The 14,326-nt window shown below is 71.5% G+C and carries 12 protein-coding genes and 1 pseudogene; 7 read left to right on the top strand and 6 right to left on the bottom strand.

The features are described 5' to 3' along the window. Window positions 1-155 precede the first annotated feature (155 nt). From C7456_RS09750 to C7456_RS09725, 6 genes and pseudogenes are all read right to left on the bottom strand, one after another. Window positions 156-1,018, bottom strand: a pseudogene (locus tag C7456_RS09750) (IS5 family transposase). 97 nt (window positions 1,019-1,115) lie between these two features. Continuing rightward, a complete protein-coding gene (locus tag C7456_RS09745; protein WP_109723549.1) occupies window positions 1,116-1,385 on the bottom strand; it encodes a DUF2442 domain-containing protein in 270 nt (89 codons plus the stop codon). Between the two features lie 85 nt (window positions 1,386-1,470). Beyond that, the gene (locus C7456_RS09740; RefSeq protein WP_211306303.1) at window positions 1,471-1,644 is read right to left on the bottom strand and encodes a DUF4160 domain-containing protein; all 174 of its coding nucleotides are present in this window, start codon (window positions 1,642-1,644) and stop codon (window positions 1,471-1,473) included. 128 nt (window positions 1,645-1,772) lie between these two features. Further along, the gene (locus C7456_RS09735) at window positions 1,773-5,369 is read right to left on the bottom strand and encodes a methylmalonyl-CoA mutase family protein (protein WP_109723548.1); all 3,597 of its coding nucleotides are present in this window, start codon (window positions 5,367-5,369) and stop codon (window positions 1,773-1,775) included. A 153-nt stretch (window positions 5,370-5,522) separates the two neighbouring features. After that, a complete protein-coding gene (locus tag C7456_RS09730) occupies window positions 5,523-6,443 on the bottom strand; it encodes an alpha/beta hydrolase (RefSeq protein ID WP_245889820.1) in 921 nt (306 codons plus the stop codon). Window positions 6,444-6,468: 25 nt separating this feature from the next. Then, a complete protein-coding gene (locus tag C7456_RS09725; protein WP_109723547.1) occupies window positions 6,469-7,071 on the bottom strand; it encodes a TetR/AcrR family transcriptional regulator in 603 nt (200 codons plus the stop codon). Between the two features lie 90 nt (window positions 7,072-7,161). Here C7456_RS09725 and C7456_RS09720 point away from each other — a divergent pair, with 90 nt between their 5' ends. From C7456_RS09720 to C7456_RS09690, 7 genes are all read left to right on the top strand, one after another. Then, complete coding sequence (locus tag C7456_RS09720; protein ID WP_109723546.1) at window positions 7,162-7,959, top strand: M48 family metallopeptidase; 798 nt, start codon at window positions 7,162-7,164, stop codon at window positions 7,957-7,959. A gap of 132 nt (window positions 7,960-8,091) precedes the next feature. Then, the gene (locus C7456_RS09715; RefSeq protein WP_245889819.1) at window positions 8,092-8,403 is read left to right on the top strand and encodes a hypothetical protein; all 312 of its coding nucleotides are present in this window, start codon (window positions 8,092-8,094) and stop codon (window positions 8,401-8,403) included. Between the two features lie 250 nt (window positions 8,404-8,653). Beyond that, window positions 8,654-9,757, top strand: coding sequence for a Glu/Leu/Phe/Val dehydrogenase dimerization domain-containing protein (locus tag C7456_RS09710; protein ID WP_109723544.1), 1,104 nt, complete (start codon window positions 8,654-8,656; stop codon window positions 9,755-9,757). 489 nt (window positions 9,758-10,246) lie between these two features. Beyond that, complete coding sequence (locus C7456_RS09705; protein WP_245889818.1) at window positions 10,247-10,504, top strand: acyl carrier protein; 258 nt, start codon at window positions 10,247-10,249, stop codon at window positions 10,502-10,504. A 13-nt stretch (window positions 10,505-10,517) separates the two neighbouring features. After that, window positions 10,518-11,297 (top strand): glycosyltransferase family 2 protein, encoded by a 780-nt coding sequence (locus C7456_RS09700; protein WP_109723543.1) that lies wholly within the window; start codon window positions 10,518-10,520, stop codon window positions 11,295-11,297. Next, window positions 11,285-11,896: a LolA family protein gene (locus C7456_RS09695; RefSeq protein ID WP_109723542.1), complete on the top strand. Its 612-nt coding sequence runs from the start codon at window positions 11,285-11,287 to the stop codon at window positions 11,894-11,896. Before C7456_RS09700 ends, C7456_RS09695 begins: the two co-directional genes overlap by 13 nt. Further along, window positions 11,893-14,271, top strand: coding sequence for an MMPL family transporter (locus C7456_RS09690; protein ID WP_109723541.1), 2,379 nt, complete (start codon window positions 11,893-11,895; stop codon window positions 14,269-14,271). Before C7456_RS09695 ends, C7456_RS09690 begins: the two co-directional genes overlap by 4 nt. The last annotated feature ends 55 nt before the right edge of the window (window positions 14,272-14,326 follow it).

The raw sequence follows: 14,326 nt of genomic DNA, 5'->3' as shown, positions 1-14,326 counted from the left end.
CACCGTTAGGGAACATCCAATCTATCGCCGCGTGGCAACCAGCTGGCGCGCATGAGGCGAGCATCGCATCTCTGCGCGGGCTGTTTGCGCATTCGGTGCTCGGTTTCGTTGTTTGCTCGCCTGTGCTCGGTCCGTCTTGCGGCCTGCGCGCGCACTTATCCCGTCATCCCCAACAACCGCTTCCTCGCCATCCACAGGTTCGACAGCACGAACAGCGCTTGCACCTGCGCGGCGTTCTTCGCCAGTCCGCGGTAGCGCACTTTCACGTAGCCGAACTGCCGCTTGATCACCCGGAACGGGGGGGCCGCCTTCGCGCGGATCGCCGCCTTGAGGGATTCGAATTCCTTCGTCGCCGCCTTCAGCTCGCCTTCCGGAAGCTTCACCACGGTGCCGCGCTTGGCGGCGATGGACCACCTCCGACCACGCTTCTCCGACCGCTTGTCCGCGCCGATGTAGCCCGCGTCGGCATGCACGCTCTTCTCCCTGCCGTGCAGCAGCTTCTCTGTTTGCGTCACGTTCGCTTCGTTGGCCGGCGTGACCGTCACCGTGTGCACCAGCCCCGATTCGACGTCCGCACCGATGTACGCCTTCATGCTGAAGTACCGCTGGTTCCCCTTCTTCGTCTGGCGCATGGCCGGATCACGGGCCTTGTCCGCGTTCTTCGTCGAGGACGGCGCATGAATGATCGTGCCCTGGCGCAGCAGAGGGCTCTTGTCGGCCAGGTGCACGTTCACCACCTCCAGCATCCGCTGCGCCAGACCGTGCTGCTCCAGAAGCCGGCGGAATTCCAAGATCGTCGTCTCGTCCGGAATCGCCCCGTCGTTCAACTCCAAACCCGCAAACCGACGCATCGACTCGATTTCGTACAGCGCAGGCCGGAGGTCGGATAGTGCGGCGCGATCAGCGCCTGCAGATCCGCCCATGGCACGACCCGGTCCATCTCGCCGAGAAACTTCTCCCGCCGCGTCGGCTTCTTCTTGGTCTCGTAGCTCAGCGAGGCGAACGTGCGCTGTTTCATGAGGGTGGCAGGTCCATGGCGGGTGACAGCGCTTCGGCCATGCTGAGCTCCTCACGCTTGGACAACCCGCAGGCTGTGGGCACAGCACTGCTGCAACTCAAGCCACCCGCTTGCCACGCACCAGTTTCCCCGCGTCCTCCAACCGCCGGTACAGCGACCCCGCACTGAAATCCAGCCCGTTGGGCCATGCCAGCGCACCCAGCTCGATGTGGTGGCGAGCGAAAAATGCAGGGGCGCGCAGTGGTGCCGTCATGGGCGTGTTGGCATCGACGAAAGGCGCAAAGTCGAGTACGCCGGCGGCGCCGTCGGAGAAGCGCAATGCGAGTTGGTAGCCACCTCTCGGCTCGACTTCGATCAGCTTAATCATTGTCGGCCCCCGGTATACGGCCCATGGGCTGCAGGGCTTGCGCGCATGCCCAATCCTGCTCCGGCTCCCGCTGGTGGTCGAGACATCACTGTCTGACTATCGCCTGGGCGCGCCTCGGCAGCCCGCCCTGCAAGATGGCGCCATCGCCGATAGCCACCAGCGCTTCGTGACCCTGGTATTCCACGTGGATGTGCGGCGGGGCATGGTCCACGAAGTACATGCGGACGTAGATGCCGAAAAAGCTGGAGATGATAGGCACGGTTGCGCGCTAGTCGGCTTAGCCTGGCCGAGGCAGGCTATATGCCAGCTCGCCGCACCGGTACAGAAAGCTTCCCCTTTCTCCCCCAACCTCTCCCCCGGCGCAGCCGGGGAGAGGTTGGCATGGCGCTACATGTTGCGGCGGTACTCCCCGCCCACGTCATACAGCGCGTGGCTGATCTGCCCCAGCGAGTTGTACTTCACCGCCTCCACCAGCTGCTCGAACACGTTCTTCCGCTCCCGTGCGGTGTCCTGCAAGCGCTTGAGGCTTTCCGGCGCCAGCGCGTTCCGCGCCTCCCCGAACGCCCGTACATTGGCAATCTGCTGGGCCTTCTCCTCCTCCGTCGAGCGAATGAGCTCGATCTCGGTCGCCACCTCCCCACCATGCTCCTTCGGCAGGAAGGTGTTGACGCCGATCAGCGGCAGCGAGCCGTCGTGCTTCTTCTGCTCGTAGTACATCGACTCTTCCTGGATCTTGCCGCGCTGGTACATGGTGTCCATCGCGCCCAGCACGCCGCCGCGCTCGCTGATGGCGTCGAACTCCTTGTACACGGCTTCCTCCACCAGGTCGGTGAGCTCGTCGACGATGAAGCTGCCCTGCCAGGGGTTCTCGTTGAAGTTCAGCCCCAGCTCCTTGTTGATGATCATCTGGATCGCCACGGCGCGGCGCACGCTTTCCTCGGTGGGCGTGGTGATGGCCTCGTCGTAGGCGTTGGTGTGCAGGCTGTTGCAGTTGTCGAACAGGGCGTACAGCGCCTGCAGCGTGGTGCGGATGTCGTTGAACTGGATTTCCTGCGCGTGCAGGGAGCGGCCGCTGGTCTGGATGTGGTACTTCAGCATCTGGCTGCGCGGGCTGGCGCCGTAGCGCTCGCGCATGGCGCGGGCCCAGATGCGGCGCGCCACGCGGCCGATCACGGTGTACTCCGGGTCCATGCCGTTGGAGAAGAAGAAGCTCAGGTTGGGCGCGAAGTCGTCGATGTGCATGCCGCGCGCGAGGTAGTACTCGACGATGGTGAAGCCGTTGCTCAGGGTGAAGGCGAGCTGGCTGATCGGGTTCGCGCCGGCCTCGGCGATGTGGTAGCCGGAGATCGACACCGAGTAGAAGTTGCGCACCTTGTGGTCGACGAAGTACTGCTGGATGTCACCCATCATGCGCAGCGCGAACTCGGTGCTGAAGATGCAGGTGTTCTGCGCCTGGTCCTCCTTCAGGATGTCGGCCTGCACGGTGCCGCGCACGGTCTGCAGGGTGTCCTCCTTGAGGCGCGCGTAGGTCTCCGCGTCCACCAGCTGGTCGCCGGTGACGCCGAGCAGGCCCAATCCTAAGCCGTCGTTGCCCCTGGGCAGGTCGCCGGAGTAGCGCGGCCGCTGCCGGCCTTCGTACAGGGCGGCGATCTTCTTCTCCGCCTCGGCCCAGCGGGCGGCATCGGCGCGCAGGTATTTCTCCACGTTCTGGTCGATGGCGGTGTTCATGAACATCGCCAGGATGATCGGCGCGGGGCCGTTGATGGTCATGGAGACCGAGGTGGTGGGCGCGGACAGGTCGAAGCCGGAGTACAGCTTCTTCATGTCGTCCAGCGTGGCGATGGAGACGCCGCTGTTGCCGATCTTGCCGTAGATGTCCGGGCGCGGCGCCGGGTCCTCGCCGTACAGGGTCACCGAGTCGAAGGCGGTGGACAGGCGCGCGGCCGCGCCGCCCTGGCTCAGGTAGTGGAAGCGGCGGTTGGTGCGCTCGGGCGTGCCCTCGCCGGCGAACATGCGGGTGGGGTCCTCGCCGGTGCGGCGGTACGGGTACACGCCGCCGGTGTAGGGGTAGTGGCCGGGGAGGTTCTCCTTGCCGAGGAAGAGAAGCTGGTCGCCCCAGCTCTCGGTCTTGGGCGGGGCGACCTTGGGGATCTTCTGGTGGCTGAGGGATTCGCGGTAGTTGTCGACGCGGATGGTCTTGCCGCGGACCTGGTATTCGTTGACGTCCTTGGTGACGGAGTCGCGGAGTTTGGGCCAGCCGCGGAGAAGGCGGATGGATTCGGCCGAGAGCTCCTTGACCGCTTCGTCGTAGCGCTGGCGGAGGAGGACGAGCGTGCGGTCGGCCGCTCCCCGTTCCCCTTGGGAGAGGGGTTGGGAGTGAGGGTTCGACGCTTGCGTGGAAGGCGACGCAAGAGCCGTACCCTCGCCCTCGGTCCCTCTCCCGGAGGGAGAGGGATGCAAAGCGTCGCCGGCGTAGAGGTCCAGCGGGCGCGGGAGCGCCTCGTCGCCGAGTTCCCTGAGCGATTCGTAGTAGTGCTGGGCCTTGCTGGCGGCTTCGGCCTGGCGGGCGATGGAGCTGTTGATGGCCCTGCCCTGCTCGGCGATCTCGGCCAGGTAGCGCACCCGGCTGCCGGGAATCAGCACCGTGGCGCGCGGCTCCTTGATCGCCACGTCCACCTTGGGATCGAAGTCGCAGCGCGCGCTGCCCAGCCCCCGTTCCCCGTTCCCCGTTCCCAGCTTCTCCCGCATCAGCCGGCACAGATTCACGAACATCCAGGTCACGCCCGGGTCGTTGAACTGGCTGGCGATGGTGGGATAGACCGGCACGTCCTCGTCCTTCATGGCGAAGGCGTTGCGGTTGCGCTTCCACTGCTTGCGCACGTCGCGCAGCGCGTCCTCGGCGCCGCGCTTGTCGAACTTGTTGAGCACCACCAGCTCGGCGAAGTCGAGCATGTCGATCTTCTCCAGCTGGCTGGCGGCGCCGTAGTCGCTGGTCATCACGTAGGCGGCGAAGTCGACCAGGTCGACGATCTCCGAGTCGCTCTGGCCGATGCCGGCGGTCTCGACGATCACCAGGTCGTAGCCCTGCGCCTTGAGGAAGCCGATGCAGTCGTGCAGCACCGCGCTGGTGGCGGCGTGCTGGCGGCGCGTGGCCATGGAGCGCATGTAGACGCGGTGGCTGCGCAGCGCGTTCATGCGGATGCGGTCGCCGAGCAGCGCGCCGCCGCTGCGGCGGCGGGTGGGATCGACCGCGAGCACGGCGACGCGCATCCCGGGGAAGGCGTGCAGGAAGCGCAGCAGCAGCTCGTCCACCACCGAGGACTTGCCCGCGCCGCCGGTGCCGGTGAGGCCGAGCACGGGCGTCTGCTTGCCGGCGAGGTTCCACTCCTTGCGCAGGCGCGCCAGCTCCGCCTCGCCCAGCCGGCCTTCCTCGATGGCGGTGAGCATGTGGCCCACGGCGATCTCGTCGTCGATGTCCACCTGGGCCGGACGGGCGGAGGCGCCCTCGCCCTCCGCGCGCTTCTGCGCCGCGGCGCGGGTGCGCGCCATCACGTCCTCGATCATCTCCACCAGCCCCATCTTCATGCCGTCGTTGGGGTGGTAGATGCGCTCCACGCCGTAGGCCTGCAGCTCGCGGATCTCCTCCGGCGTGATGGTGCCGCCGCCGCCGCCGAACACGCGGATGTGCGGCGCGCCCTTCTCCTTGAGCATGTCCACCATGTACTTGAAGTACTCGACGTGGCCGCCCTGGTAGGAGCTGAGCGCGATGGCGTCGGCGTCCTCCTGCAGCGCGGCGCGCACCACGTCCTCCACCGAGCGGTTGTGGCCGAGGTGGATCACTTCCGCGCCCTGGGCCTGGATGATCCGGCGCATGATGTTGATCGCCGCGTCGTGGCCGTCGAACAGGCTGGCCGCGGTGACGAAGCGCAGCGGCGCGGACTCGGCGGCGGCGCGGGCCGAGATCTGTTTGGCGGGGGTGCTCATGGAAGCTCCGGCTTGAATGGCGGTAGGCCGCCGATTTTAGGCGATGCCGGTGTTGGACTCATGTTGCGGTGGCGCAAACGCGGCCGTACGCGCGCGCATCGCGGCGGCAGGCCATCGCGGCCAGAGGCCGCTCCCGCATCGCGGCGGCACCGGCTACAGCGCGGCCGCGAGCTCCAGGCTGCCGACGACGCGCTCTCCCACCGTCCCGCCGCGCGCGAAGGCGAGCGCGGCATCGATCACCTCCGGCGCGTCGAGCACGCGGCGGTGGCCCAGGCCCTGCGTGGTGAGCAGGCGCGCGCCGGGCCAGTGCTGCGCGTAGCGCTCGCCCTCGGCCCACGGCACGTCGGCGTCGTCCAGGTCGTGCACGATCAGCGCGGGCTGGCCCAGCGTGCGCAGCTTCGGCTCCAGCCGCAGCTCGTCCACGTGCACGCCGGTGCGCTGCTGCAGGCAGGCGAAGAAGGGCTCGCGCAGGTGCCCGCCCAGGCGCACGAGGCGGAAGAAGCGGCGCGTGGCGGCGCGCATGTCCGCGGCGGGCGCGACCAGCACCAGCCGCGCGGCGTGCCAGTCCTCGTCCTGCGCCAGCGTCACCGCGGCGCCGCCCAGCGAGTGCGCCACCGCCAGCGCGGCGTGCCCGTAGCGACGCCCCACCGCGCGCACGGTGGCGACGAAGTCGGGCAGCGTGCACAGCCGGCCCCCGCTGTGGCCGTGGCCGGGCTGGTCGAAGGCGACCACCGCGTAGCCCAGCGCCCGCAACCGCGGCACCCACGGCAGGAAGCGCAGGCCGAAGCTGGACCAGCCGTGCACGAGCAGCGCATACGGCTGCGCGGCGGGATCGCCCCAGAGGTAGGTGGCGATGGCGCGGCCGTCGACCTCCAGCGTGCCGCGCTTCATCGCCGCGTCCGGCGGCGCCGCCTGCGCGCGGGTGCGGCTGCTCGCAAGCGGCGTGGCGAACAGGCGCGCGGCGCGCGCCACGGTGCGCCGCGGCGCCAGCCGGCCGCCGAGGGCGAAGCCGGCGCGCACGACGGCGAGCTTCAGGCGGGCGGCGAGCGGCGGGCGGGCGGCGACGGCGGACACGGCGCGATCCTCAGGGCCGCCAGCCTCAGGGCCGCCAGCCCTGCCACAGGCGCTCGAACGCCGCCGCGGCGCGCCGGCTCGCGTCGTCGAAGCCGAACAGCCCGGCGTCGTGGTGCAGGCCCAGCATCAGGGCGTAGATCTCGAAGGCGAACTGGTCGGCGTCGAGATCCGCGCGCAGGTGGCCTTCCTCGACGGCCTGGAGCACCGCCTTGCGCAACTCGTCGCGCCAGCCGGCCTGCTGGCGCACCACGCCCTCGCGCAGCGCGCCGTCGCGGCCGTCGTACTCGCTGGCGGCGGAGAGCAGCACGCAGCCGCTCTGGTATTCGCGGCTCCACTCGAACCAGCGGGCCACGATGGCGCGCAGGCGCGGCAGCCCGCGCGGCGTGCGCAGCGCCGGCTTCAGCACGCGGTCCACGAAGCGGCGCGCGCCGGCGTCGAGCACGGCCAGCTGCAGCTCCTCGCGCGAGCCGAAATGGGCGAACACGCCGCTCTTGGACATGCCCACGGCGGCGGCGAGCGCACCGATCGACAGCCCCTCCAGCCCCTCGGCGCGGGCCAGCGCGAAGGCGTGGTCGAGGATCAGCTCGCGGGTGGCGGCGCCCTTGCCGGCGCTGGCGGTCGCATTCATGGCGCCATGAATAGCACGACCGTTCGTTTTATTTCAAGCCGGCAGGCCAGCGACTATGCTTTGACCCCGCGCAACCAAGGAGGATGCCGCATGCGTACCCGCACCCTGGCCGCCGCGCTGGCCGTCCCGCTGCTCGCCGGCTGCGCCACCTCGCCCACCGGGCGGCACCAGCTGATGATGGTGTCGGACAGCCAGATGAACCAGATGGGGCTGACCGCGTTCAACGACCTGCGCAAGCAGGGCAAGTTCGTCGATGCGCCGCGCGAGCGTGCCTACGCCACCTGCGTGGCGAACGCGCTGGTCGCGGTGCTGCCCGCGCCGTGGAACACCCAGCAGTGGGAGGTGCAGATCGTCGGCGACGACAGCGCCAACGCCTTCGCCCTGCCCGGCGGGCGCATCGGCGTGAACCGCGGCATGTTCAAGGTGGCCACCGACCAGGACCAGCTCGCCGTGGTGCTGGGCCACGAGCTGTCGCACGTGGTGGCGCGCCACGGCGCCGAGCGCGTCTCGGACAACTACGCCGCGCAGGCCGCGGTACTGGCTGGCTCGGTGTACGCCGGCACGCGCGGCACCAACGCCGGCTACGCCGCCGCGGCGCTGGGCCTGGGCGCGGAGGTGGGCATCCTGCTGCCGTTCTCGCGCGCGCAGGAGAGCGAGGCCGACACGCTGGGCCTGCGCTACATGGCGCAGGCGGGCTTCGACCCGCGCGCCGCGGCCACGCTGTGGAACAAGATGGCCGCGCAGGGCGGCAGCAAGCCGCCGGTGTTCCTCTCCACCCACCCGGCGCCGTCCAACCGCGCGCAGACGCTGGGCGCGCAGGCACAGCGGCTGATGCCGACCTACCAGGCCGCGCGCGCCGGCGGACACGCGCCGAGCTGCCGGCTGTAGGGCCCGCGCGCACCGGGCCGGCTGACGCCTGAACGGCATCGGCCGGCATCGTCAACAGCGGCGGCGGCCTCGCGTTCCCCGTCCTGCACGCCGACCCGTTCGGCTCCACAGGAGAGATCGACGATGAACGCCATGACCCGTTCCCTCGCCCTGCTCGCCGGCCTGGGCCTCGCGCTGGGCGCCGCCAGCTACGCGCCGCAGGCGGAGGCGCGCCCGGTCGTGGTCGACGTCCGCGTGGCGCCCCCGCCGCCGCGCCACGTGCGGGTGCCGCCGCCGCGCGCCGGCTACGTGTGGGTGCCCGGCTACTGGCGCTGGGAAGGCCATCGCCACATCTGGGTGGACGGCTACTGGGTGCGCGCGCGTCCGGGCCACCGCTACGTCCCGGCCGCATGGGTGCACCGCGGCCCGTACTGGCACTTCGTGCCCGGCCACTGGGTGCGCTGAGCCGCGGGAGCGGCCTCCGGCCGCGATTTCCCGCCCGCGAAGCCGGCTGCCTCCCGCCCGCCTTGCTGCGCCGCAGAAGCGCCCGCGCGACCGACCGGCTAAACTTGCCGACTGAATTGCGCCGCCCCAGCCCTGCTGGGGCGTGCGCTTTTTTCGGCATCGCCCGGGCGGGAGCCGCGCTGGACCGGCGCCCCCCATCCCCAGGGCGCCGCCTCCCCGCGGCGCCGCCATACCTGGAGTCATCGTTCCAATGATCTTTGAAACCATCGGCAAGACGGGTCACGAAGAGGTCGTCTTCTGCCACAACCAGGACGCCGGCCTGAAGGCCATCATCGCGATCCACAACACGGTGCTGGGCCCCGCGCTGGGCGGCCTGCGCATGTGGCCGTACAAGAGCGAGCAGGACGCGCTGAACGACGTGCTGCGCCTGTCCCGCGGCATGACCTACAAGAACGCCGTGGCCGGCCTGAACCTGGGCGGCGGCAAGGCGGTGATCATTGGCGATCCCTCCAAGGACAAGTCCGAGGCGCTGTTCCGCGCGTTCGGCCGCTTCGTCAACTCGCTCAACGGCCGCTACATCACGGCCGAGGACGTGGGCATCGACGTCAACGACATGGAGTACGTGTTCCGCGAGACCGAGTACGTGACCGGCGTGCACCAGGTGCACGGCGGCTCGGGCGATCCCTCGCCGTTCACCGCCTACGGCACGCTGCAGGGCCTGATGGCCGCGCTGAACTTCAAGCACGGCAACGAGGACGTGGGCAAGTACAGCTACGCCGTGCAGGGCGCCGGCCACGTCGGCAGCGAGTTCATCAAGCTGCTGCGCGAGCAGGGCGCCAAGGTGTTCGTCACCGACATCAACAAGGACTCCGTGCAGCGCTGCGTGGACGAGCTGGGCTGCGAGGCGGTGGGCCTGGACGAGATCTACGACGTGGACGCCGACGTGTACTCGCCGTGCGCGCTGGGCGGCACGCTCAACGAGCAGACCATCGACCGCATCAAGGCCAAGATCATCTGCGGCGCGGCCAACAACCAGCTGGCCACCGACGCGATCGGCGACGAGCTGCAGCGCCGCGGCGTGCTGTACGCGCCCGACTACGCGGTGAACGCCGGCGGCGTGATGAACGTGTCGCTGGAGATCGACGGCTACAACCGCGAGCGCGCGATGCGCATGATGCGCACGATCTACTACAACCTGGGGCGCATCTTCGAGATCAGCAAGACCCAGGACGTGCCCACCTACAAGGCGGCCGACCGCCTGGCGGAGGAGCGCATCGAGGCGATCGGCAAGATCAAGCTGCCGCACATGGGCAACGGCGGCACCCGCTTCGCCGGGCGCATGCGCGGGCAGTAAGTCCCGCTCCGCGGCCTCCGGGCCGCCGCAAACGAAAACGCCTCCCGCGGAGGGAGGCGTCTCGTTTGCGGCCCCCTCGCGTCCCCCTCCGGGGAGGGAGAGGGCTGGGGTGAGAGGGGCCGGGGCTTGCGGAAGCGCCCGACACGTCCGGCTCCGCCCGCCCCTCATCCGCCTGCCGGCACCTTCTCCCCGACGGGGAGAAGGATTCGGGCACGCAGCGCCACGGCACACCCACCCCGCGCCCGCCGTTTCTGCTAGACTCGCGCGCTTTCGAGCGGGGCGTAAGGCCTTGCCGTAGAAGGCAAAGCCGCAAACCAGGGGAAGCCCGCACGGCGGGCAGGGTCACCAGGCACCGGTCGCGGACCGGCGCCGTCCATCCGGAACTCCCGCGCGGGCGCGCCACGGCGCCGGCCGCGCGATGGCCCGGTGCGCGGCGCCCTGCGCAGGGAACCGACAGAGCAGGCACAGGCTGAACGTATGAGCACGATCATGGCACCGGGGATCAGCGACGAGGACGTCCTGGACAGGCTCCGCGAGGTGCTGCGCGACACCTTCGAGATCGACCCCGCGCGCGTGGTCCCGTCCGCCCACCTGTTCACCGACCTGGAGCTGGACAGCATCGACGCGGTGGACCTGGCGATCCAGGTGCAGGACATGACCGGCATGCGCATCAAGCCCGAGGACTTCAAGAACGTGCGCACGGTGGGCGACGTGGTCGCCACCGTGCACGCGCTGCTCGACCGCTGACGCCCGCGCCGCGATGCCCGCCCAAGGAACGGCCGGCCCGTTCGCGCCCTGCGCGCTGGTCCCGATCTACAACCACAAGGACACCATCGCCGCCACCGTGCGCGCGCTGCGCGCGCACGGCCTGCCGGTGCTGGTGGTGGACGACGGCAGCGACGCGGCCACCCGCGACGTGCTCGACGCGCTGGCGCGCGAGGTCGAGGGCATGCGGCTGATCCGCCTGCCGCGCAACCAGGGCAAGGGCCGCGCGCTCACCGCGGGCCTGCTCGCCGCGCGCGAGGCCGGCCATACCCACGCCCTGCAGATCGACGCCGACGGCCAGCACGACGTCGCCGACGCGCCGCGCTTCCTCGCCGCCGCGCGCGCCGAGCCGCGCGCGCTGGTCTGCGGCCGGCCGGTGTACGACGCCAGCGTGCCGCGCGCGCGGCTGTACGGGCGCTACGTCACGCACTTCTTCGTGTGGCTGGAGACGCTCTCCTTCGCCGTGGGCGACTCGATGTGCGGCTACCGGCTGTACCCGCTGGAGGCCGCCTGCGCCGAGATCGCCCGCGCGCCGCTGCCGGCGCGGATGGACTTCGACACCGAGATCGCGGTGCGGCTGGTGTGGCGCGGCGCGCCGGTGCGCAACCTGCCCACGCGGGTGACCTATCCTGAAGGCGGGCTGTCCCACTTCCGCATGTGGCGCGACAACCTGCGCATCTCGGCGATGCACGCGCGGCTGTTGCTTGGCATGCTGCCCCGGGCGCCGCGGCTGTTGTGGCGCCGCCTCCGTGGAGAACCCGCATGCGCCGCCTGACCGCCTTCCTGCTCTGCTGCTGCCTCGCCGCCGTCGCCCGTGCCGGCACCGACGACGCCTTGCTCAGGACCGTGCTGGACGGCCTGGCGCGCCATCCGCAGGTGCGCGCCGAGTTCGTGCAGACGCGCAGCAGCCCGGCGCTGGCGCAGCCGCAGGTGAGCCGCGGCCGGCTGCTGTTCGTGCTCGGCCGCGGCATGCTGTGGCAGGTGGAATCGCCGTACCGGGAAACCCTGGCGCTGACCGGCGAGCGCACCGCGCGCCTGGACGCGCAGGGCCGCGCGCAGCCGGTGCGCGGCGAGCGCGGCGTGGGCCAGGTCTCGCAGATGCTGCAATCCATGCTGGCCGGCAGGCCGGACGAGGTGCTGCGCCAGTTCGAGGTCGCCGCCAGCGGCAGCCCGGCGCGGTGGTCGCTGCGCTTCGTGCCGAGGCAGGCGCGCATGGCGCGCGTGCTCGGCGCCATCGTGCTGGACGGCGGCGACTACCTCGACGGCATCCGCATCGAGATGCAGGACGGCGCCGCCACCGACATCCGCTTCAGCGGTACCCGCGAGGCCGGCGGGCTGAGCGCGCTGGAAGCGCGGGCGCTCGGCGGCTCATGAGCCGGCGCGGCCTCCACCTGCGCGCGGCGTGGTTCGCGGCGGCGACCGTGCTGGTCGCGCTGCTCGGCGCCTGGCTGCTGTTCGGGCGCGGCGGCTCGCCGCTGCAGACCGACCTGCTGGCGATGCTGCCGGCCACCGAGCGCCACCCGCTGGCCGAGCAGGCCGTGCAGCGGCTGGCGCACGCCAACGGCGACCGCATGGTGCTGCTGGTGGAGAACGCCGACGACGCGCGCGCCAAGGCGGCCGCGCGCGCGCTGGGCAAGGCGCTGGCCGGCGACAAGGCGTTCGCCTCGGTGCTGGCCGAGCTGCCGGCGTTCGACCTCGCGCAGTTCGTGGCGCCCTACCTCGCGCACCGCTTCTGGCTGCTCGGCGACGACGACCGCGCCGCGCTGGCGCAACCCGGCTACGACCCGGCGCAGGCGCTGGCGCGGCACCTCAACGAGCCGTTCGTCGCCGGCGTCGGCGTGCCGCTCGCGGACGATCCCTTCGGCTGGCTGCAGCACTGGCTGGAGCAGCAGCCGTGGAGCCGCTCGCCGCTGCTGCCGGAGGACGACCTGCTGGTCGCCCACCAGACCGATCCGGCCGGCGGCGAGCGCACCCTGGTGCTGGTCACCGCCGAGCTGGCCGGCTCGGCCTACGACGACGCCGTGCAGCGCCGCGCGCTGGCCGCGCTGGCGCGCGCCGAGCAGGCGATGCAACACGACGACCCCGGCACCACCCTGCTGCGCACCGGCGCGGTGTTCTACGCCGCCGCCGCGCGCGCCGGCGCCGAGCGCGACGTGCACCTGGTCGGCTGGATCTCCACCGGCGGCATCGCGCTGCTGCTGCTGTGGGCCTTCCGCTCGCCGGGGCCGCTGCTGCTGGCCTTCCTCTCCACCGCGGTGGGCGTGGCGGCGGCGACCACCGCGACCCTGCTCGTGTTCGGCCAGATCCACCTGCTCACCCTGGTGTTCGGCGCCGCGCTGCTGGGCGAGGCGGTGGACTACTCGATCCAGTACCTCGCCGCGCGCGCCAACGCCGGCGCGCGCTGGGAGCCCCTGGCCGGCCTGCGCCAGGTGCGCCCCGCGCTGCTGCTGGCGCTGGCCACCTCGCTGCTGGGCTACGCCCTGCTCGGCCTGGTGCCGTTCCCCGCGCTCAGGCAGATGGCGGTGTTCGCCATGGCCGGCATGCTGGCCGCCTGCCTGAGCGTGTTCGGCCTGCTGCCCGCGCTGCTGGCGCGGCCGGCCAGGCCGGTGGCGCCCTCGCTGGTGCGCCTGGCGCTGGCGCTGCAGCGCGCGGTGGCGCGGCTGGGTGAAGGGCGGCGCGGCCTCGCGCTGCTGCTCGCGCTGGTGCTGCTGGCCGCGCCCGGCTGGTGGCTGCTGCGCCACGACGACGACGTGCACCTGCTGATCGCGCAGCCGCCGGCGCTGCTGGCGCAGGAGCGCGCGATCCGCGACGCCACCGGCCTGGGCAACGGCAGCCAGTTCTACCTGGTGCAGGGCGCCAGCGCCGAGCAGGTGCTGCAGCGCGAGGAAGCGCTGGCGCAGCGGCTGCAGGCGCTGGTGCGCGACGGCCGCCTGCACGACTGGCTCGGCCTGGCCCGCATGGCGCCCTCGCAGGCGCGCCAGCGCGCCGACCGCGCCCTGCTGGCGCCGCTGTTCGCCGATCCCGCGCGCCTGCGCAAGATGCTGACCGATGCCGGCCTGCGCGCCGATGCCGCGGCCGCCTACGCCGCCGCCTGGCCCGGCGCGCCGCTGAAGTTCGAGGACTGGCTGGCGACGCCGGCCGCCACGCCGTTCCGCTACCTGTGGATGGGCTGCGGCGCGCACGGCTGCGCCTCGCTGGTGCTGCCGCAGGGCCAGGACGACGTGCGCGTGCTCGCCGCCGCCGCCGACGGGCTGGCCGGCGTGTCGCTGGTGGACAAGCCGGCCAGCGTCTCGGCGCTGTTCGGCCGCTACCGCGGCTACGCCAGCGTGTGGCTGCTGGCGGCGGTGCTGCTGATCGCGCCGGTGTTCGGCTGGCGCTACGGCTGGCGGCGCATGCCGCGCGTGCTGGCGCCGCCGGTGCTGGGCATCGGCCTGGCGCTGGCCGCGCTGGGCTACCTCGGCCAGCCGCTCACCCTGTTCCACTGGATGGCGCTGATGCTGGTGCTGGGCGTGGGCGCCAACTACGCGGTGTTCCTGCACGAGGGCGAGCCGCACGCGGCGCACCGCCCCGGCGCGATGTACGCCAGCGTGCTGCTGTCGGCGGTCACCGCGCTGCTCTCCTTCGGCCTGCTGGCGCTGAGCTCGATGCCGGCGCTGCGCGGCTTCGGCCTCACCCTGCTGCTGGGCATCGGCGGCACCGCGCTGCTGGTGCCGGCGAGCCGGCCGGTGCCGGCGGACACCGCGCCATGAACGTCGCCCTCTCCTTTCGCACTTCCACGGTGTCATTCCGGCGAAAGCCGGACGG

Source organism: Fulvimonas soli, assembly GCF_003148905.1.
Lineage (GTDB): Bacteria > Pseudomonadota > Gammaproteobacteria > Xanthomonadales > Rhodanobacteraceae > Fulvimonas > Fulvimonas soli.
Note: the sequence above shows the minus strand (reverse complement) of the source record. Positions and strands in the feature narration are given on the sequence as shown.

Bases quoted from the DNA above. Each gene is read 5' to 3' on its own strand.
- C7456_RS09695 (WP_109723542.1), top strand. From the start codon at position 11,285: ATGCGCCGCCTGACCGCCTTCCTGCTCTGCTGCTGCCTCGCCGCCGTC.
- C7456_RS09710 (WP_109723544.1), top strand. From the start codon at position 8,654: ATGATCTTTGAAACCATCGGCAAGACGGGTCACGAAGAGGTCGTCTTC.
- C7456_RS09745 (WP_109723549.1), bottom strand. From the start codon at position 1,385: ATGATTAAGCTGATCGAAGTCGAGCCGAGAGGTGGCTACCAACTCGCA.
- C7456_RS09715 (WP_245889819.1), top strand. From the start codon at position 8,092: ATGACCCGTTCCCTCGCCCTGCTCGCCGGCCTGGGCCTCGCGCTGGGC.
- C7456_RS09725 (WP_109723547.1), bottom strand. From the start codon at position 7,071: ATGAATGCGACCGCCAGCGCCGGCAAGGGCGCCGCCACCCGCGAGCTG.
- C7456_RS09700 (WP_109723543.1), top strand. From the start codon at position 10,518: ATGCCCGCCCAAGGAACGGCCGGCCCGTTCGCGCCCTGCGCGCTGGTC.
- C7456_RS09720 (WP_109723546.1), top strand. From the start codon at position 7,162: ATGCGTACCCGCACCCTGGCCGCCGCGCTGGCCGTCCCGCTGCTCGCC.
- C7456_RS09705 (WP_245889818.1), top strand. From the start codon at position 10,247: ATGGCACCGGGGATCAGCGACGAGGACGTCCTGGACAGGCTCCGCGAG.
- C7456_RS09690 (WP_109723541.1), top strand. From the start codon at position 11,893: ATGAGCCGGCGCGGCCTCCACCTGCGCGCGGCGTGGTTCGCGGCGGCG.
- C7456_RS09735 (WP_109723548.1), bottom strand. From the start codon at position 5,369: ATGAGCACCCCCGCCAAACAGATCTCGGCCCGCGCCGCCGCCGAGTCC.